Here is an 18598-nt window from a genome sequence, read left to right on the forward strand (position 1 = left end):
CCCCTCGGCGGCTCTTTCGCCCGAACGAGGAGGCACTGTGGAGGTCAAGATCGGCGTGCAGTACGCGCCCCGCGAGCTGGTGCTGGAGAGCGCGCAGTCGCCGGCCGAGATCGAGCAGATCGTGACCGACGCCATGACCAAGGACGAGGGCACCCTCTCCCTGACCGACGAGAAGGGCCGGCGGGTGATCGTGCCGGTCAACAAGGTCGCCTACGTCGAGATCGCCGAGGCGTCGCCGCGGGCGGTCGGTTTCACCGTCCGCTGACCCGGTCGGCAGCCCGCGACGGGTGACGGCGTCGCCCGTCGCGGACCCCGCCCACCGGCCCGGCACGCCGACTCGTCCGGCACTCCGTGTGCCGGTGCGTCAGTCGTCGGGCCCGCACGTCAGTTGTTCAGCCCGGCGGCGGCCATCCGCGTGGTGTGCGCGGCGGTCAGCCGCCGGAACAATCCCTGCACGTCCACCCCGTCGCTGCCCGCGATGAGGGCGGTCAGCGTGCCCCGGTCGGCGGCGACCCGACCGGCCTGCGACAGGGCCTCCCCAACCAGCCGCCGCGCCCACATCGAGAGCCGGCCGGCCACCTTCGGGTCGGCCGCGATGGCGGCCCGGATCTCGGCGACGGCGAAGTCGGCGTACGCGGAGTCGTGCACCACGTCGAGGACGAGCCGGCGGTCCGGCTCGGCCAGGGCCGCGGCGATCTCCCGGATGAAGTCGTCGGTGATGGCGTCGCCCACGTACGCCTTGGTCACCGCCTCCGCCCAGTCCCGCGGCTCGGTCGAGTCGTGGTACGCCTGCAGCGGCGCGACGTACGGCGCCATCGCGTCGTCGGGGAGCACGCCGAGCGCGGCGAGCCGGTCGGCCAACCGACGGTAGTTGCCGATCTCGGCGGCGGCCATCTCGCTCAGGGCCGCCCGGCGGCGCAGGTCGGGGGCGAGCCGGGCGTCGACGGCCATCCGCTCGAAGGCGAGCAGTTCGCCGAACGCGACCAGGCCGAGCAGATCCGGGACGGCAGGGTCGGGCGGGTCCGGAACGGCAGGGCCGGGCAGGTCAGGGACGGCAGGGCCGGTCTGGTCGGGGTCGGGCACGAGCGCAGGCTACCGCCCGCCCGCACGCGCCGGGGGGAGTGGCGCAGGTCACACCCGGCGCCCCCGCGCCCGCCACCTGCGCCAGGAATCAGGACGACCGGCGTGCTGTTCAGGTAACATGGAGCAGTTGCCGTGGGCGCCGAGCTGGCCAGGCCGGTCCAACAGACCGGTCGGTCCGATCGAAGTCCGACTCCACGGCGCGCGTGCGGCCCGGTCCGGCCAGGCATTCTGCCGCCGACCGTGTGGCCCGCGCCACACCGATCGCGCCCTGAGGACATGACGGGGCGCACCCACGAGAGGGCACCCCCAAATCCATATGAGCGAGCTGACCCAAGAACTCATGGACGGCCAGGAGCTGGCCGCCACCGCTCCGGTGCGTCCGGAGGCACCCACCTTCGCCGAGCTGGGCGCGCGTCAGGAGACCGTCGACGCGCTGGCCGCGGCCGGCATCACCCGCGCGTTCGCCATCCAGGAGTACGCGCTCCCGATCGCGCTGCGCGGCACCGACCTGATCGGCCAGGCGCCCACCGGCACCGGCAAGACCCTCGGCTTCGGCGTACCGCTGCTGGAGCGCGTCTTCGCGCCCGAGGAGGGCGGCGACGGCGTGCCGCAGGCGCTGGTCGTCGTGCCCACCCGCGAGCTGGGCATCCAGGTCGCCAAGGACCTCGCCGCCGCGGCCCGGACGCGGGGCGTCCGGGTGCTGCCGATCTACGGCGGCGTGGCTTACGAGCCGCAGGTCGACGCGCTGCGCAAGGGTGTGGAGATCCTGGTCGGCACCCCCGGCCGCCTGCTGGACCTGGCCAAGCAGAAGCACCTGCGCCTGGACCGGGTGCACGCGCTGGTCCTCGACGAGGCCGACCGGATGCTCGACCTGGGCTTCCTCGACGACGTCGAGCGGATCCTCGCGATGCTGCCGGAGGACCGGCAGACGATGCTCTTCTCGGCGACCATGCCCGACCCGATCGTCACCCTCTCCCGGCGCTTCCTGCGCCACCCGGTGACGATCCACGCGGGCCACACCGCCGAGACGGGGCCGTCGCCGCAGACCGAGCAGCTGGCCTACCGCACCCACTCGATGAACAAGATCGAGATCGTGGCCCGCATCCTGCAGGCCGAGGGTCGCGGGCTGACCATGATCTTCACCCGCACCAAGCGGGCCGCCGACCGGGTCGCCGAGGACCTCGACTTCCGGGGCTTCGCCGTCGCCGCCGTGCACGGCGACCTCGGGCAGGGCGCGCGCGAGCGGGCACTGCGGGCGTTCCGGGCGGGCAAGATCGACACCCTGGTCGCCACCGACGTCGCCGCCCGGGGCATCGACGTCAGCGGTGTCACGCACGTGATCAACTACGACTGCCCCGAGGACCAGGACACCTACACCCACCGGATCGGTCGCACCGGCCGGGCCGGGGCGAGCGGCGTCGCGGTGACCTTCGTCGACTGGGACGACATGCCCCGCTGGCGGATCATCGACAAGACGCTGGGCCTGGAGATGCCGGAGCCGCCGGAGACGTACCACACGTCCCCGCACCTCTACACCGACCTGCACATCTCCACCGAGATCACCGGCACCCTGCCGACGGCCGAGCGCACCCGCGCCGGCCTGGCGGCCGAGGTGGAGGAAGACCTGGGCGGTGGCCGGTCCCGCCGGGGCGAGGGCCGGGGCTCCCGGCGCGGCGACGGTCGCGGTCGCGGCGAGCGCCGCCAGGGCCACGCCACCGGGGAGACCGGCGGGCCGGGCGCCGACGCGCCGGCCGAGGCCGCCGAGGAAGGCACCCGCACCCCGCGTCGCCGCCGGCGTCGCCGCGCCGGCGAGACCGTCTCGGGCGAGCCGACCGCGGTGATCACCACCGAGGCCGCCGCCGCCCCCGCCCCCGCCCCCGCCGCGGGCGAGGCCCCGAAGCCGCGCCGCCGCCGGCGCCGTCGTGGTGGCGGTGGCTCCGCCGCCGGTACGCCGGCCGAGGCGACCGCCGACTGACCCGAGCACGACACCCGACATCCCCGTACCGTTCCCCGGTGCGGGGATGTCGCCGTCGTGACCGGATGAAGGCCCGCGCGACCGGACGACCGAACGCGACCGGCCCCCACCCGCCCACCGCACCACCGCGCGTGGTCGGGGCGCACGCGGCGCGTCCGCGGGAGCGCAGCGTGCCCGAGAGGGTCGGGCCGCCCGGCGGTGCGCCGCCGACGACGAGGAAGATGGAGCAATGCCCGAACCGCTGGATGCCGCCCTGACCGAGGTTCGGGCGCTGTTGCTCGACCCCGCGCTGACGCGGGCGGTGGCCGCCGGACGCCGGCGCGGGCACCGCCCCTCGATGGTCCGCGCCGAACTGCGGCCGGTCGCGCTGAAGGCCGGTCCCCGGCTGCAGATCTCCACCTCCGACGGCTCCCGGCCGTACACCCGCAACGTCGCCCCCGGCCCGGAGGCGGACGCGGCGGTGGACGCGCTGCTGGCCGAGCCGTTCGGCAACTGGCACGTGGAGACCGCCGACGCGACGCTGCAACTGCGGGTGACCAAGTCGGGCGAGGCGCAGGTGCACCGGGCCGCCGCGGCCCGGCCGGTCGCCGAGCCGGGCGGGCACGACCGGGCGAAGGAGTACCTGCTCGACCCGGGCGACCCGATCTTCGCGGAGATCGGGGGCTCCGCGGCCAAACGCCGACAGGTCGACGCGTTCCTGCGGGCGCTGGCGGCGACCCTCCCCGACGACCTGACCGGGCCGCTACGCGTCGTCGACCTGGGGTGCGGCAACGCGTACCTGACCTTCGCCGCGTACCGGTGGCTGGCGCGGCGGGGGCTCGACGTCGAGCTGGTCGGCGTGGACGTCCGGGAGGACCAGCGCCGCCGCAACACCGAGCTGGCCGAGCGGCTCGGCTGGGCCGAGCGGGTCAGCTTCGTGGCCGGCACGATCGCCGACGCCGTCGTGGAGCCCGCCCCCGACCTGGTGCTGGCGCTGCACGCCTGCGACACCGCCACCGACGAGGCGCTGGCTCGGGCGGTGCGCTGGCGGGCCCGCTGGGTGCTCGCCGCGCCGTGCTGCCACCACGACGTCGCCGCCCAGCTGCGCGCCAGGCCGGCCCCCGCGCCGTACGACCTGCTGACCCGGCAGGGCATCCTGCGCGAGCGCTTCGCGGACGTCCTCACCGACGCGCTGCGGGCCGGGCTGCTCCGGCTGCACGGCTACCGGGCCGAGGTGGTGGAGTTCGTCGACTCCCGACACACCCCGCGCAACCTGCTCATCCGGGCCCGGCGCACCGGCACCGCCCCGACGGACGGCCAGCGGGCGGAGTACCGGGACCTGGTCGGCCAGTGGGACGTCACCCCACGGCTGGCGACGCTGCTCCCCGCAACCACCCCGGACGCCGGCGCCGCACCGCGCTAGCGCGATCGCCCGACGCCGGCCCGGCACCGCGCCGGCGCGGCCGATCGCGGCCCGGACGCCGACCGTCACCGCGCCGGCGCCGCTGTTCGCGGCCCCTCGTCGCGTGGCGTCCTCGGCCAACGCCGTCGCCCGCCGCCCCGGTCCCGCGCGGGCGCGCCGGTGCCGCGGCGCCCCAGCCGCTCACAGATTGGTTGAGAAGCGACAACCATCGCTCGGTCCCGGGTGATTCGCGTCATTGTTCCGGCGAAAAAGTCCCGCCCACGGGACGGTCTGGTCGGTCAGTCAATTGTTTCCATACCTTTTCGTACTACCCTCAGAGGCGCACCGCCGGGTGCCGGTCGGGAGGGAAGACCCGCAGGGATGGGTTCGGTAGAGGTATCGCCGCAGATGGCCTTCGCCCGCTTCGTGCGGCGCGCCATCGACGACGCCCGCGAGGAACGCGGGTGGACCGTGACGGACCTGGCGTCCCACACCGGCGTCGGTCGCTCCACCGTGTTCCGCTGGCTCGCCGGGGACTGGCAGGACTACCCCGAGCTCGCCAAGGTGCGGGGTTTCTGCGCCGCGCTGGACCTGCCGGTCGCGGCCGCGTTCCGCGCGCTCGGCCTGCCCGACGCCGGCCCGGCGCCCCGTCGACGCGTCGACGACGGCCCGGTCGAGGCGGACGTCCGGGTGATCCTGCAACGGCTGGCCGACCCGACCGTACCGGCCGAGGAGAAGCACCACATCCGCGACCTGCTGCGCTACCTGGCCCGCCGCCCGATCCGGCGCGCCGGCTGAGCCGCCACCCGCACCACCGCCACCCGCAGCGCGGGCCGAGGCACCACCCGCAGTGCCGGCGGCGATGACGACCGCGCGGCCGGCGGCCACGGTGGGGCCGGCCGCCGGAGGATCAGGGCACGGTCAGGGTGAACTCGGCGGTCCGCACCACGCCGCCGACCTGGAAGTCGAGGTAGAGCCGGTACCGGCCCGGGCCGGGCGTGGTCACCCAGAACGTCACCGCCCCGTCGACCGTCTGCGGCTCCGGGTGGACGTGCAGGTAACCCAGGTCGCCCTCGCGCAACGCGACCAGGTGGCCGTACGCGCCGAGGTAGCGCTCCAGCGTCGGGGTGCCGCCGGCGGCCGAGCCGAAGCGGAAGGTCAGCGGGACGGTCAGACCCGCCTGCGGTGTGCCCTGGTAGCCGACGGTGAACCCGTCGACCGTGGCCGAGGTGGCCGGCGCCGGCAACGGCAGCGGCTGGTAGCCGCCGGGCGCGACCAGGTCCACCCCGAGCGTCACCGCCGTCTGCCGGCCGTCGTCGGCGAGCGCGGTGAAGTCGGCGTACGCGCGCCAGACGCCCGGCTGCGGCAGGGTCAGCGGCACCGACCACGTGCCGTCGGCGGCCATGGTCGGGTGCAGGTGCTGATAGCCGGTCAGGTCGCGGCGCACCACGATCAGGTGCATCGGCTTGTCGTGCACGACGGCGAACCGCGTCACCGGGCGGCGCTGCGCGTCGCGCACCTGGAAGCGCAGCTCGCCCGGCCGGCCGGCGGTGAACGACGACGCCACGGGGGCGAGCGTGTAGCCGGCCGAGGTGACCGAGAGTCCCGCCGCCTCCGCCGCCGCGCCCTGGTCGGCGCCGTGCTCGTGCGCGCCCGTCCCGGGGGCGTGGGCGTGATCGGCCAGGGCGCTGTCCCGCCCCGCCGACCCTGCCGGGCCACCGCCGTTGAGCCGGCCGAGACCGAAGCCGAGCAGCACCGCGAGCACCAGGCCGCCGACGACCAGCGCCAGCCGGAGCGTGCTCCGGTCCGGCACGGCCGACACCTGCTCCGGCCCGACCGGGGACTGGTCCGGCCCGGCCGGGGACTGGTCCGGCCCGGCCGACACCTGGTCCGGCCCGGCCGGGGACTGGTCCGGCACCGCCGAGGTCTGCTCACGCACCGTCGATCCCTGGTCCGGCACGGCCGACGCCCGGTCAGGCACCGCCGCCGTCCCGCTCACGCCCGGGCTGCTGATCGGTCATGCCGCTCACGCTACCCTCCGTCACGGTCGCGCCGCCCCGGCGGCGACTCGGCGTGGCGGCGGTCGCAATCCCGCCCGCCCGGGAACTTCCCCGCCCGGTCTGCGACACGGACGCGCGGCTCAGCCGGCCACCGCCAGGGCAAGGGGCAGCACGTCGGGGGCGCCGGCCCGGCGCAGCTCCCGGGCGACCATCGTCATCGTCCAACCCGAGTCGACCAGGTCGTCGACGAGGAGCACCGGTCCGTCGAGGCCGGCGAGGGTGTCGGCCAGGTCCTCCGGCACGCTGAAGGCACCGTGCAGCGCGCGTACCCGCTGGGCGCTGTTGCCGCGCGGGCCCCCGCCGGCCGGGCCGGCCGCCGTCACCCGGCCGAGCATCGGCAGCCGGCCGACGGCGGCGATCCGCTCGGCGAGCGAGCCGACCAGCCGGGGCCTGCTGCGCGAGCCGACCGCGACCACGCCGACCGGGCGGCGCGGCCACGGGTCGTCCCCGTGCGCCCACGCCTTCAGCACCTCGACCACGGCGGCGGCCACGTCGTCGGGGACGGCGACGTCGGGCGCCTCCGGCGCCACCAGGTCGCGCAGCCGGCCGCCCCACCCCAGGTCGGACAGCCGCCCCACCCCGCGCCCCGGCAGCGCCTGCTCCGCCGGGGCGATCCGCCCCTTGAGCGGTACGCCCACCGCCTCCAGCCCGGTCGGCCAGAGCTTCTTCGGCGCGATCTCCACGCCGGGTCGGCCGAGGAAGGTCTGCGCGGCGGTCAGCGCGACGTCGGACACCTCGGGCGTGAACAGCGGGCCGGCGCAGCGGTCGCACCGGCCGCAGCCGGTCGCCCCGGCGTCGTCCAGGCACTCGCGCAGGTAGCGCAGCCGGCAGTCGGGCGTGGTCGCGTACTCCCGCATGGCCTGCTGCTCGGCGGTGCGCGCCTGGGCGACGCGGCGCAACCGGGCCTCGTCGTAGACCCAGGGCTCGCCGGTGGCGAGCCAGCCGCCGCGCACCCGGCGGACCGCGCCGTCGACGTCGAGCACCTTGAGCATCAGCTCCAGCCGGGCCCGGCGCAGGTCGACGATCGGTTCGAGGGCCTGCGTGGAGAGCGGGCGGTCGGTGTGCAGGGCGGCCAGGACCGCGCGGACCTGCTCCTCCGGCGGGAACGCCAGCGAGGCGAAGTAGCGCCAGATCGCGGCATCCTCGACGCCGGGCAGCAGCAGCACCTCGGCGTGCGCGACGGCGCGGCCCGCGCGGCCGACCTGCTGGTAGTACGCGATCGGCGAGGGCGGCGCGCCGAGGTGCACCACGAAGCCCAGGTCGGGCTTGTCGAAGCCCATGCCCAGGGCGCTCGTGGCGACCAGCGCCTTGATCTTGTTGTCCAACAGGTCCTGCTCGGCGGCGCGCCGGTCGGCGTCCTCGGCCTGGCCGGTGTAGGAGGCGACCGCGTAGCCCCGGGAACGGAGGAACTCGGCGGTCTCCCCCGCCGCGGCGACGGTGAGCGTGTAGACGATGCCCGACCCGGGCAGCCGGTCCAGGTGGTCGGCGAGCCAGGCCAGCCGGTGCGCCGGGGTCGGCAGGTCGAGTACGCCGAGGCGCAGCGACTCCCGGTCCAGGCTGCCGCGCAGCACGAGGGCGTCGCCCAGCTGCTCGGCGACGTCGGCGGTGACCCGGGCGTTGGCGGTGGCCGTGGTGGCGAGCACCGGGGTCCGCTCGGGCAGGTTGTTGAGGAAGGTACGCAGCCGCCGGTAGTCCGGCCGGAAGTCGTGCCCCCAGTCGGAGACGCAGTGCGCCTCGTCGACCACCAGCAGGCCGGTGGTGGCGGCCAGCTTCGGCAGCACCGTGTCCCGGAAATCCGGGTTGTTGAGCCGCTCGGGGCTGATCAGCAGCACGTCGACGGCCCCGGCGTGGATCTCGGCCGTGATCTCGTCCCACTCGTCGAGGTTGGCCGAGTTGATCGTGCGGGCCCGGATGCCGGCGCGGGCCGCCGACTCGACCTGGTTGCGCATCAGCGCCAGCAGCGGCGAGACGATCACGGTCGGGCCGGTGCCGCCCCCGTCGCCCTGTCCGGCGGCGGCATCGTGGTCGCGCCCCCGCAGCAGGGCGGTAGCCACGAAGTAGACGGCCGACTTGCCCCACCCGGTGCGCTGCACGCAGAGCACCCGGCGCCGGTCGACCACCAGCGCCTCGATCGCCCGCCACTGGTCCTCGCGGAGCCGGGCGTGCTCGCCGGCCAACCGCCGCAGCACCGCCTCGGCCCGCTCCCGTACCGCCGTCCGATCCTGGCTCATCCGGCATTTCTACCAGCGCCGGACGACCGCGCCCCGGTTCACGCGGGAGGTTCCGGTCACGATCCGGCCGGTGGCGGTCGCTCCGGCGTGGGAGCCCGTGTCGGGGGCAGGAAGAACAGCAGCTCACGGAGCCGGTCGGTGACGGTCGGCGGCAGCAGGCAACGGCCGGCGAGTTCCTCCATCGAGGCGTACGGGCCGCGCAGCCAGCGGTCCACCGCGATCTGGCGGCACTGGTCCGCGCTGAGCCCCGGCAGGCCGGCGAGCACCACCTCGGGAACGGTGTTGACGTCGACCAGGCCGCCGTCGTCGAACGTCCGGGACAGGTCGGGCCGCCCGATGCGCAACTCGTTCCGGGCGGCCGGGTAGTGGTAGAGCAGGTAACGGGCGTGCTCACGGCGGATCCGCCGCTCCTCCTCGGCGCGGGCCCTGGCACTGCCCTGGCCACCGGTGAGCGGCTGCCGAGGCGGTCGGCGAGGAGGAGGTCGCGGCCCTCGGCGACGCCGCCCGGCAAGTGCCCTTCACCGCCGTCGTCGGCGCCGACGGCAACCTCGCCTCGCTCACCCTGGACGTGCCGGCCGCCGGCAAGGCGAAGGCCTGGACGTACGTGGTGAAGTACCTCGACTACGGCGCGGCGCCGAAGCTCGCCGCGCCGAGCGGCGACGCCGCGCAGCAGGCACCGAAGTTGGCGTACGAGATGCTCAACGGCTGATCGACGGCGCAGGCGACCGGGTGTCGCGGCCGCACGGGGGGCCGCGACACCCGGTCGCTCTGTGCTCCGCTGGATATCCCGGCCCGTCGCGCAGCTGTCAGCGCCCGAGGGCGGAGCCGCCGTCGACGCCGAGTACCCGGCCGGTGACGTAGCCGGCCAGGTACCGGACGGCCTCGGCGATGTCGTCCGGTACGCCGGCCCGCCCGACCAGCGTCGCCCCACGACAGAGACCCCGTCGATCATGAGGTTATTGCCACCGTCAACGGCGTTTCGCGGCAACAACTTCATGATCAACGGGGTCTGTCGGCCCGGGCGGAGGCCGGGTGGGTGGGGGTCAGGGGGAGGGGGGTCAGGGGCGAGGGGGGCGGCGGAGCGAGTGGCGTAGGAGTGCCACGCGGGGGGCGAGGCTGGCCAGGCCGCCGGGGAAGAAGTAGACGGCCAGGATGAAGACCGTGCCGAGCACGAACAGCGGCTGCGACAGCGGGCGGCTCAGGAACCCGGGCAGCGCCTCCACCGCGTCGGAGGTGCCGAACGCGACCAGGCGGTGGTCCAGGTACATGTAGAGGATGCCGCCGATCACCGGGCCCCACCGGGTGCCCGGCCCGCCGAGCACCACCATGACCAGCAGCGCCAGGGTCCACTCGGAGGAGGTGATGTGCGGCGAGGCGCCGCCGACGATCAGGACGTAGACCACGCCGCCGGCCGCCGCCAGCCCACCCGCCAGGGTGAACGCCACCAGCTTGAACCGGTACGGGTCGAGCCCGAGCACCCCGATGCGCCGCTCGTCGTCGCGCAGGCCGGCGAGCACCCGCCCCGTCGGCGAGCCGGAGACCCGGTGCACCACGAAGACCACCACGACCAGGTACGCCAGCGCCAGCCAGTAGAGGTTGACCGTGTTGGTGACCCCGACCAGCCCCTGCGGCAGCCCGGAGACGTCCAGCGGCAGGCCCTCCTCGCCACCGGTCAGCCCGCCGAAGTCGCGGGCCACCAGGATCGCCCCGACCTGGGCGAAGGCCAGCGTCACCATAGCGAACGCGATGCCGACGGTGCGCAGCGCCACCGCGCCGAGGAGCGCGGCGAGGATCGACCCGCCGGTGATCGCCAGCAGCGCCGCCTGCCACAGCGGCAGCCCCGCCTTGGTGATCAGGATGTCCGTGCCGTAGACGCCGGCGGCGAAGTAGAGGGCGTGCCCGAAGGACAGCATCCCGGTGCGGCCGAAGAGCAGGTCGTACCCGGCGGCCAGGCCGCCGAAGACGAGGCAGACGGCGAGCAGTTGCAGGGTGCCCGGGGAGTTGAGCGCCCCCTCGAAGATGCCCGGCAGGTGCAGCGTGGAGTACGGCAGGATCAGCGCGACCACCAGCGCGACCAGTGGCAGGAACGGGCGCAGTCCGTGCCAGCGTCCCCGGCGCGGGTCCAGCTCGTCGGGCACCGCCGCGGGCGGAGCCGGGACCTCGGGGCTCTTGACCTCGGTCATGCCGTTGCCACCTTTCCGGCGATGCCCTGCGGGCGCAGCAGCAGCACCACGGCCAGCAGCGCGACCACGCAGATGTCGCCCAGCCCGGAGGTGCCGTAGTAGTTCACGAACTGTTGCGTCAGCCCGACGGCGACGGCCGCGTACGCGGAGCCGACCACCGAGCCCATCCCGCCGATGACCACCACGATGAACGCGAAGATCAGCAGCGAGCTGCCCTGGCCGGGCGAGACGGTGCCGAAGTAGACGCCACCGAGCGCGCCGGCCAGCGCCGCCGCCGCCCCGCCGATCGCGAAGACGAGGGTGAACGCCTTGCGCACGTCGATGCCGAGTGCGGTGACCATCTCCCGGTTCTCGACGCCGGCCCGGATGATCAGGCCGTAGCGGGTCCAGCGGAGGAAGGCGAGGATCGCGCCGAGCACCAGCACCGCGGCGATGATCAACAGCAGGCCGCCGTTGGGCACGTTCGCGCCGAGGATCGAGGTGACCTGCCGGGTCCACTCGGGGCGCGGGAACGGCCGGGCGTCCGCGCCCCAGGTGGCCTGGAGCAGGGCCACGCCGGCCAGCGAGAGGCCGACGGTGACCAGCACCTGCTCGATGGTGCGGGAGTAGAGCGGCCGGATCAGCACCAGCTCGACCAGCATCGCCACCAGCGTGCCGGCGGCCACCCCGAAGGCGACGGCGACCACGAAGCCGAAGCCGTCCGAGCCGGCGCCGGGCAGGTTGTGCGCCGCCCACCAGGTCCCGTACGCGCCGACGCCGAGGAAGACGCCGTGCGCGAAGTTGAGCACGTCGGCGAGGCCGAAGACCAGGGAGAGCCCGCTGGCGACCAGGAAGTAGAGCGCCGCCAGGCCGAGCCCGGTCAGCGCCAACAGGATGACGGTGTCCATCAGTGCTGGTCCTTCCTCGCGCCTGCGGGGCTCGCAAGCTCACTCCTCGCGCTCGGCGCGTGCCCCTCAGCCGAGCCCACGCCCAGCAACGACTTGGTCAGGGCGGTCTCCAGCAGCAGCTCCTGGGCGTCGCCGGTCCAGGCCACCTGCCCGGCGGCCAGCACGACCGCGTCCCGGGCGAGCCGCCGGACCACCGCCAGGTTCTGCTCGACCAGCAGCACCGGCACGGACTCGGCGACCCGTTCCAGCACCTCGGCCACCTCGGTCACCACCTTCGGCGCGAGGCCCTTGGTCGGCTCGTCGATCAGCAGCAGCCGGTTGTCGTTGAGCAGCACGCGGCCGATCGCGAGCATCTGCTGCTGCCCGCCGGAGAGCGAGCCGGCCCGTTGCCGTCCGCGCCGGTCCAGCTCCGGGAAGAGGGCGTAGACCTTGTCGTACGCCGGGGTGGTGCCCCGGCGTTCGGCGAGCCGCAGGTTTTCGGTGACGGTGAGCCCGGCGAACACGCAGCGGTCCTCCGGCACGTAGCCGAGCCCGCCGCGGATCAGCCGGTGGGTCGGCCGGGCCAGCAGGCTCTGCGCGCCCATCCGGATCGCGCCCCGGACCTCGCCGCCACGCGGCGTGAGGCCGACGATCGCGCGCAGCGTGGTCGTCTTGCCGACGCCGTTGCGCCCGAGCAGGACGGTGACGCCGGTCGGGGCGACCGTGAAGGACACCCCCTGGAGGATGTGCAGCCCGGCGATCCGGACCGACAGGTTCTCCACGCTGAGAATCGGTTCACTCACAGTGCCGTCTCCGTTCGCGACTGCGGGACTCGCAAACCCGGCTCATTCCTCGCGCTCACAGCGACTCCCCCAGGTAGGCCTCTTGCACGGTGGGGTTGGCCATCACCGTCTCCGGGGTGTCGCAGGCGAGCAGCGCGCCGTGGTGCATCACGGCGATCCGGTCGGCCAGCTCCAGGATGACGTCCATGTGGTGCTCGACCATGAGCACCGACCGGCCGCTGTCGCCGGTCAGCGAGCGGATCACCGAGACGAGTTCGGGCACGTCCTCGGCGCTGACGCCGGCCATCGGCTCGTCGAGCAGCATGACGCGGGGCTCCCCGGCGAGCAGCAGGGCGATCTCCAGCTTCCGCTTCTCGCCGTGGGCGAGGGTGCCGGCGAGGGCCTCGCCCCGGTGGGCGAGGCCGACCCGGTCGAGCGCCGCGTCGGCGGCGGCGGCGACCTCACGGTCGGCCGCCGCCCGCCGCCACAGCTTCATCGAGCCCCCGCGGTGCGCCTGCACGGCGAGCCGGACGTTCTCCCGCACGCTGAGCGAACCGAAGACCGAGGATGCCTGGAAGGTACGGCCGAGCCCGAGGCGGGCCCGCCGGTGCGGCGGGAGGGAGCCGATGTCCTCCCCGTCGAGGGTGATCCGACCTTCCGTGGCCCGGCGTACGCCGGTGATCAGGTTGAACAGTGAGGTCTTGCCGGCGCCGTTCGGCCCGATGACGCCGAGGAACTCCCCGGGCGCCAGGTCGAGGTAGACGCTGTCGACGATGGCGACCTCACCGATCCGCCAGGTCAGACCGCGGGTGGCGAGCATCTGTTGTCAGCCCTTCATCGCCACGGCCGGCGGCGCGGTCTCGTCCCCGGTCAGCGCCTTCTGGGCGGTGGCCGTGAACGTGGTGCCGCTGCCGGTCAGCTTGGCCTGGAACATCGGCTGGAGCAGCGCGTGGTCCTCGGCGCGGATGCTCATCTTGCCCTTGACCCCGTCGAAGCTCCAGCCCTCCAGGGCCTTGACCATCTTCTCGACGTCGTCGCCACCCTCCTCGACGGCGCGCACGACCATCTGCGCGGCGGCAAAGCCGTCCGGGTGGAACAGGTCGACGGTGCCGACCTTGGCCTTCAGCGCCTTGGCGGCCTCGTTGTCGGAGGCCCCGTCGAAGTAGTGCGACAGGAAGGAGATCTTGGCGCCGGCGGCGCCGAAGGTCGGCCACGAGGCGCGGATGTCCAGGCCGGTGACGACGGTGGTGGAGGAGAGCACGCCCTGCTGGTCGAGGGTCTGCCACATGGCCGGGGCGGTGGTGCCGGCCCAGGCGACGAAGAGCAGGTCCGGCTTGGCGGACTTGATCTGGCTGGCGAACGGGGTGAACTCGGTGGCGCTCGCCGGGGCCCGGACGCTGCTGACGGTCGCGCCCGCGCCGCCGATGACGGTCTTGACGGCGGCCTCGTTGGCGTCGCCGAAGGCGCCGTCCTGGGCGAAGACCACGACCTTCTTGCCGGCCGGGTCGCCGATGAACGACTTGGCGGTGACCACGTCCTGGTACGACTGCCGCCCGGAGCGGAACGTGTACTTGTTCGCGCCGGTCACCGCGTCGGTGGCGGCCGGCCCGGAGATGAAGAGGACCTTGTTCTGCGCGGCGATCGGGGCGACCTGGAGCGCCACGCCGGACGCCGTCGAGCCCGCGATGATCTTGTTGCCCTTACCGATCAGGTCCTTGGCCGCGGAGACCGCCTTCGCCGGGTCACCGGCGTCGTCGACCTCGGTGATCTCGATCGTCCGGTCGCCGACCTTGTTCGTGCCCTTGGTGGCATAGTCGAGGCCGGCCTTGAACCCCTCGATGTACTGCTTGCCGTAGCTGGCGAGGGCTCCCGACTGGGAGTACACCAGGCCAACCTTCACCGGGGCGGCGCTGTCACCGCCGCCGGAGGCGGTTTCCTGCGGGCTGCCACAGGCCGTGGCGGCGAGCGCCGCGGCCATCATGGTGGCGGCGGAGAGGAACACCCGCCGCGTCGTCCGGACCGTCATTGCGACTCCACGTGAGGACTCGGAGGTAGGGAACTACATGTGACGGCTCACGCTAGAAGTGACGTCACGCACGGGCTATGTGGCCGAAACACACAAGTAACAGGGGTGGGGTGGCCGAGAGTTACAACGGTCACGACCCGGCAGTGACGGCGCACGTCCGCGATGGGTCTCCGGGCCATCGATGGAAACGCTCCTGTGTCGCCCCGCGCCACCGACACCCACCGAATGCCGTATTCCGCCCGCCGCCCGCCGGCCGCGCCTCCCCGTCAGGCACCTGCCTCGCTGGACCGCCTGCGAGATCTTGGTACGAAGACGCCCCTGGAGGGGCCGTTTCGTACCAAGATCTTCGGCGTCCGCTGCCCCTCAGGTCACCGGTCGGGGTGGACGTCATCGGGCCGGGGGCTGCCCTATACATGGGGCAGCTCGACAGCGTCCACGCAGCCACCCGGCACACCTGAATCGTCTGCGACATCAGCTCGACAGGCACGTGACACAGGTGCGCGGGGCACGGACAGCCCGCCCGGGCACCACGGCCACCCCGGGCACCACGGGCACCACGGGCACCCCGACAACGACGCCGGCCCGGCACCCGGGGGAGGGTGACGGGCCGGCGACGGGGCGGCGGGATCGGTCAGCGTCGGGCGAGACCCTCCCGGGCGGCGACGGCGGTGTCCGGGTGGTCGCTGAAGATGCCGTCCAAGCCGAGGCCGAGGAACAGCTCGTACTCGGCCTGGATGTCGCCGCGGGCGTTCGGGTCGGTGCCGATCCGGAAGTCGGCCGGCAGGAACTGGTTCTCCGCCCGGAACGTCCAGGCGTGCACGACCAGCCGCTCCCGGTGCGCGTCCCGGACCAGGGTGGTCGGGGCGAGCAGCTTGCCGGTGGCGTCGCGCGGGACGATCAGGTTCTTCTGCGCGCCGACACCGTCGGCGTAGCCGGCGATCCACTTCAGGCCGGCCGGCTTCGCCAGGTCCTGGTAGGTGCGGGCGTCGCCGGCGACGGTGAAGTCGTACGGGCGGCCGGTGGCGTCGAGGAGCTGGGCGAGCTTGACGTCGATCATCCGGTCCAGCTTGCGCAGGTTGGCCGTCTCGAAGGACTGGATGATCACCGGCGAGTTCCGGTGGGTCAGCTTGTTGCGCCGCAGCACCTCGACCAGCGGCTCCTCCAGCGGCAGCCCGATGGACGCGAAGTAGGTGGGGTGCTTGGTCTCCGGGTAGACGCCGATCGTGCGCCCCCGCGCCCGCCCTTCGGCGCGGGCCAGGTCGATGACCTCCTGGAGGGTGGGCACGTCGAACCGCCCGTCGAACGCGGTGTTGCCGACGCGCACCTGCGGCAGCCGCTCCTTGGCCCGCAGCGTCTTCAGCTCGGCCAGGGTGAAGTCCTCGGTGAACCAGCCGGTGACCGCGACGCCGTCGATGGTCTTCGTGGCCTTGCGGGCGGCGAACTCGGGGCGGGCGGCCACGTCGGTCGTACCGCTGATCTCGTTCTCGTGCCGGGCGACCAGCGCGCCGTCGCGGGTCGCGACCAGGTCCGGCTCGATGTAGTCCGCGCCCTGCCGGATCGCCAGCCGGTAGGCCTCCAGGGTGTGCTCCGGCCGGTAGCCGCTGGCGCCGCGGTGGGCGATGACGAGGGGGCGGTCGGTCGCCCGGGCCCGCTCGGCGGCGGGCGCCGGGGCGGCCGACGCGGCCACGGTCGGCACGGCCACGGCGGCCGCGAGCAGGGCCCCGGCCACTCCGAGGGCGGAAAGGGTACGTCGCAACGCCGTCTCCTGTCGTCGAGGGATCCGCCTCAGCAGACCTGTCCGGATTGACGGCGAGTTGGTCGGCGGCTGACGGGCGGATGAACCCTGGGCATGCCGGTTTCGACACCCGGATCGCGATGGAAAAGGAAGATTGTCTGGTGCGCCGGCTTCTCCGTCACCCCGTACGGATCGTGCCGTTCGGCTTCCTGGTGGCGATCCTGCTCGGCACCGGGCTGCTGATGCTGCCCTGGGCCACCAGCGAGCACAGTTACACCCCGTTCCTGACCGCCCTGTTCACCGCGACCTCGGCGGTCTCGGTGACCGGCATGGCGGTGGTGGACACCCCGAACTACTGGAACGACTTCGGGCTCGTGATGATCACCGTGCTCACCCAGGTCGGCGGCCTCGGCATCGTCACCGGGGCGACGCTGGTGATCCTGGTGGTGGCCCGGCGGCTGGGGCTGCGCAGCCGGTTGCTGGTGCAGGCCGAGACCGCCGAGTTCGGCATCGGCGACGTACGCCGGCTGCTGCTGCGCATCGCCGGCCTCGCCCTGGCCTGCGAGTCGGTGATCACCGCGATCCTGACGGCCCGGCTGTGGATCACCTACGACTACCCGTTCACCCAGGCCCTCTGGAACGGTGTCTTCCACGCCGTCCAGGCCTTCAACAACGGCGGGTTCGCCCTCTACACCGACAACCTCATCGGCTTCTCCTCCGACGCCTGGGTCACCCTGCCGCTGGCGATCGGCACCGTCATCGGCGGGCTCGGCTTCCCGGCGCTGTTCGAGGCGACCCGGGAGTGGCGGCAGCCGCGTCGCTGGGCGGTCGCCACCAAGCTCACCATCTGGGGCAGCCTGACGCTGCTGGTGGCGGGCTTCCTGGGCCTGCTGGTCATCGAGTGGGCCAACCCGAGCACGCTGGGTCTCTACGCCTGGCCGGACAAGCTCCTCGTGGCGTTCACCCAGAACGCGTTCATCCGCACCGGCGGCTTCAACGTCGTCGACGTCGAGGCCCTGGAGGACGAGACCTATCCGCTGATCATCGCGCTGATGTTCATCGGCGGCGGCAGCGCCAGCACCGCCGGCGGGATCAAGGTGACGACCTTCTTCCTGCTCGCCTTCGTCATCTGGGCCGAGCTGCGGGGCGAGCCGGACGTGACGGTCGGGAACCGCCGGGTGGCCACCGCCAGCCAACGCCAGGCGATCACCGTCGCGCTGCTCAGCGTCGCGCTGGTGGCCGTCGGCACGGTGCTGCTGGTCTTCCTCACCGAGGGGGTCCGTTACTACCAGGCGCTGTTCGAGGTGACCTCGGCGTTCACCACCACCGGCCTCAGCGTCGGGGTCGCCTCCGCACTGCCGGAGAGCGGCCAGCTCGCCCTGATCGTCCTCATGTTCGTCGGCCGGGTCGGGCCGCTGACCCTCGGGTCGGCGATCGCCCTGAACACCCGCCGGCGGTTGTACCGCTACCCGGAGGAGCAACCCATTGTCGGATAGGAACACGAACGAAGGCGGCGTCCTGGTGATCGGGCTGGGCCGGTTCGGCTGTCACCTGGCCGGCGCGCTGACCGCGCTCGACCACGACGTGCTGGCCATCGACCGCAACCCGGACCAGGTGCAGCGGTGGTCGGCCGAGCTCGACCGCGTCGTACAGGCCGATGCCACCGAGGAGGGGGCGCTGCGCCAGCTCGGCGTGACGGAGTTCGGCCGGGCGGTGGTCGCGATCGGCGCCTCGGTGGAGGCGAGCGTGCTGAGCGTGCTGGCGCTGACGGAGCTGGGCGTGCCGCAGATCTGGGCCCGCGCGACCTCGGAGAAGCACGCGAAGATCCTCAGCTCGGTCGGCGCGCACCACGTGATCTTTCCCGAGGCGGAGACCGGCGAACGGGTGGCCCACCTGATCGTCACCAGGATGCTCGACTTCATCGAGTTCGGCGACGACTTCGCCATCGCCAAGGTGTGCGTTCCGGAGGCGATGGTCGGCCGGCCGCTGACGGACCTGATGCCCACCGAGCGCTACGGGGTGCGGGTGGTCGGCGTGAAACTGCCCGGCGAACGCTTCCGGTACGCCACCGACGCCACCGTCATCTCCGCGGGCAGCATGCTGATCATCGAGGGGAACATCGCGCAGGTGCAGAGCTTCGCGGCGCTGAGCTGACCGGCGGGCTCAGCTGACCCCGGCGGGCTCATGTAAAGGACTCCGGTGCTTGATCAGCCCGGTGGTCCTGGGGTTGCATGAGCATCCCGGCTGGTCCGGTGGGTGGCGTCGAGCACGGCTCT

At 73.6% G+C, this 18598-nt stretch carries 17 protein-coding genes and 1 pseudogene; 7 read left to right on the forward strand and 11 right to left on the reverse strand.

Going from position 1 to position 18598, the window contains the following annotated elements:
• The first annotated feature begins 37 nt into the window (after positions 1–37).
• The gene (locus ACZ6Q9_RS06740; protein WP_350684773.1) at positions 38–265 is read left to right on the forward strand and encodes a DUF3107 domain-containing protein; all 228 of its coding nucleotides are present in this window, start codon (positions 38–40) and stop codon (positions 263–265) included.
• A gap of 119 nt (positions 266–384) precedes the next feature.
• Here ACZ6Q9_RS06740 and ACZ6Q9_RS06745 read toward each other — a convergent pair whose 3' ends face one another.
• Positions 385–1083, reverse strand: a complete 699-nt coding sequence (locus ACZ6Q9_RS06745; RefSeq protein WP_393264899.1) for a ferritin-like fold-containing protein — start codon at positions 1081–1083, stop codon at positions 385–387.
• A 316-nt stretch (positions 1084–1399) separates the two neighbouring features.
• Here ACZ6Q9_RS06745 and ACZ6Q9_RS06750 point away from each other — a divergent pair, with 316 nt between their 5' ends.
• From ACZ6Q9_RS06750 to ACZ6Q9_RS06760, 3 genes are all read left to right on the forward strand, one after another.
• The gene (locus ACZ6Q9_RS06750; RefSeq protein WP_393450372.1) at positions 1400–3058 is read left to right on the forward strand and encodes a DEAD/DEAH box helicase; all 1659 of its coding nucleotides are present in this window, start codon (positions 1400–1402) and stop codon (positions 3056–3058) included.
• Positions 3059–3287: 229 nt separating this feature from the next.
• Complete coding sequence (locus ACZ6Q9_RS06755; RefSeq protein WP_393264894.1) at positions 3288–4460, forward strand: class I SAM-dependent methyltransferase; 1173 nt, start codon at positions 3288–3290, stop codon at positions 4458–4460.
• Positions 4461–4820: 360 nt separating this feature from the next.
• Entirely contained in the window at positions 4821–5237 is a 417-nt protein-coding gene (locus ACZ6Q9_RS06760) for a helix-turn-helix domain-containing protein (RefSeq protein WP_091627481.1), read from the forward strand.
• Between the two features lie 112 nt (positions 5238–5349).
• Here ACZ6Q9_RS06760 and ACZ6Q9_RS06765 read toward each other — a convergent pair whose 3' ends face one another.
• The 3 genes from ACZ6Q9_RS06765 to ACZ6Q9_RS06775 form a co-directional block, all read right to left on the reverse strand.
• Positions 5350–6378 (reverse strand): hypothetical protein, encoded by a 1029-nt coding sequence (locus tag ACZ6Q9_RS06765; RefSeq protein ID WP_393450369.1) that lies wholly within the window; start codon positions 6376–6378, stop codon positions 5350–5352.
• A 201-nt stretch (positions 6379–6579) separates the two neighbouring features.
• Positions 6580–8730, reverse strand: a complete 2151-nt coding sequence (locus ACZ6Q9_RS06770) for a RecQ family ATP-dependent DNA helicase (RefSeq protein ID WP_393450366.1) — start codon at positions 8728–8730, stop codon at positions 6580–6582.
• A gap of 56 nt (positions 8731–8786) precedes the next feature.
• Positions 8787–9074 (reverse strand): hypothetical protein, encoded by a 288-nt coding sequence (locus tag ACZ6Q9_RS06775; RefSeq protein WP_396830274.1) that lies wholly within the window; start codon positions 9072–9074, stop codon positions 8787–8789.
• 167 nt (positions 9075–9241) lie between these two features.
• Between ACZ6Q9_RS06775 and ACZ6Q9_RS06780 the strand changes: the two genes are divergently transcribed.
• A complete protein-coding gene (locus ACZ6Q9_RS06780; protein ID WP_396830275.1) occupies positions 9242–9439 on the forward strand; it encodes a hypothetical protein in 198 nt (65 codons plus the stop codon).
• Positions 9440–9536: 97 nt separating this feature from the next.
• Here ACZ6Q9_RS06780 and ACZ6Q9_RS06785 read toward each other — a convergent pair.
• The 7 genes and pseudogenes from ACZ6Q9_RS06785 to ACZ6Q9_RS06815 form a co-directional block, all read right to left on the reverse strand.
• A pseudogene (locus tag ACZ6Q9_RS06785) lies at positions 9537–9656 on the reverse strand (short-chain dehydrogenase); the annotation flags it as partial.
• A 132-nt stretch (positions 9657–9788) separates the two neighbouring features.
• Positions 9789–10913 carry a branched-chain amino acid ABC transporter permease gene (locus ACZ6Q9_RS06790; protein ID WP_393264881.1) on the reverse strand — a complete coding sequence of 375 codons (1125 nt, stop codon included), beginning with the start codon at positions 10911–10913 and terminating at the stop codon, positions 9789–9791.
• The gene (locus ACZ6Q9_RS06795; protein WP_350707141.1) at positions 10910–11800 is read right to left on the reverse strand and encodes a branched-chain amino acid ABC transporter permease; all 891 of its coding nucleotides are present in this window, start codon (positions 11798–11800) and stop codon (positions 10910–10912) included. The genes ACZ6Q9_RS06790 and ACZ6Q9_RS06795 overlap by 4 nt, the downstream gene beginning before the upstream one ends.
• Positions 11800–12582: an ABC transporter ATP-binding protein gene (locus ACZ6Q9_RS06800; protein ID WP_396830276.1), complete on the reverse strand. Its 783-nt coding sequence runs from the start codon at positions 12580–12582 to the stop codon at positions 11800–11802. Before ACZ6Q9_RS06800 ends, ACZ6Q9_RS06795 begins: the two co-directional genes overlap by 1 nt.
• Positions 12583–12637: 55 nt before the next feature.
• Positions 12638–13381: an ABC transporter ATP-binding protein gene (locus ACZ6Q9_RS06805; protein ID WP_357457389.1), complete on the reverse strand. Its 744-nt coding sequence runs from the start codon at positions 13379–13381 to the stop codon at positions 12638–12640.
• Between the two features lie 6 nt (positions 13382–13387).
• Positions 13388–14587, reverse strand: coding sequence for a substrate-binding domain-containing protein (locus ACZ6Q9_RS06810; RefSeq protein WP_393450351.1), 1200 nt, complete (start codon positions 14585–14587; stop codon positions 13388–13390).
• A 631-nt stretch (positions 14588–15218) separates the two neighbouring features.
• Entirely contained in the window at positions 15219–16343 is a 1125-nt protein-coding gene (locus tag ACZ6Q9_RS06815) for a glycerophosphodiester phosphodiesterase (protein ID WP_393264875.1), read from the reverse strand.
• Between the two features lie 140 nt (positions 16344–16483).
• Here ACZ6Q9_RS06815 and ACZ6Q9_RS06820 point away from each other — a divergent pair, with 140 nt between their 5' ends.
• Together ACZ6Q9_RS06820 and ACZ6Q9_RS06825 are read left to right on the forward strand one after the other, a co-directional pair.
• Positions 16484–17818 (forward strand): TrkH family potassium uptake protein, encoded by a 1335-nt coding sequence (locus ACZ6Q9_RS06820; RefSeq protein WP_393450348.1) that lies wholly within the window; start codon positions 16484–16486, stop codon positions 17816–17818.
• A 25-nt stretch (positions 17819–17843) separates the two neighbouring features.
• Entirely contained in the window at positions 17844–18476 is a 633-nt protein-coding gene (locus ACZ6Q9_RS06825; protein WP_396830280.1) for a potassium channel family protein, read from the forward strand.
• The last annotated feature ends 122 nt before the right edge of the window (positions 18477–18598 follow it).

The organism is Micromonospora sp. NPDC049139, from assembly GCF_055586845.1.

Bases quoted from the DNA above. Each gene is read 5' to 3' on its own strand.
- ACZ6Q9_RS06750 (WP_393450372.1), top strand. From the start codon at position 1,400: ATGAGCGAGCTGACCCAAGAACTCATGGACGGCCAGGAGCTGGCCGCC.
- ACZ6Q9_RS06755 (WP_393264894.1), top strand. From the start codon at position 3,288: ATGCCCGAACCGCTGGATGCCGCCCTGACCGAGGTTCGGGCGCTGTTG.
- ACZ6Q9_RS06760 (WP_091627481.1), top strand. From the start codon at position 4,821: ATGGGTTCGGTAGAGGTATCGCCGCAGATGGCCTTCGCCCGCTTCGTG.
- ACZ6Q9_RS06770 (WP_393450366.1), bottom strand. From the start codon at position 8,730: ATGAGCCAGGATCGGACGGCGGTACGGGAGCGGGCCGAGGCGGTGCTG.
- ACZ6Q9_RS06790 (WP_393264881.1), bottom strand. From the start codon at position 10,913: ATGACCGAGGTCAAGAGCCCCGAGGTCCCGGCTCCGCCCGCGGCGGTG.
- ACZ6Q9_RS06795 (WP_350707141.1), bottom strand. From the start codon at position 11,800: ATGGACACCGTCATCCTGTTGGCGCTGACCGGGCTCGGCCTGGCGGCG.
- ACZ6Q9_RS06805 (WP_357457389.1), bottom strand. From the start codon at position 13,381: ATGCTCGCCACCCGCGGTCTGACCTGGCGGATCGGTGAGGTCGCCATC.
- ACZ6Q9_RS06810 (WP_393450351.1), bottom strand. From the start codon at position 14,587: ATGACGGTCCGGACGACGCGGCGGGTGTTCCTCTCCGCCGCCACCATG.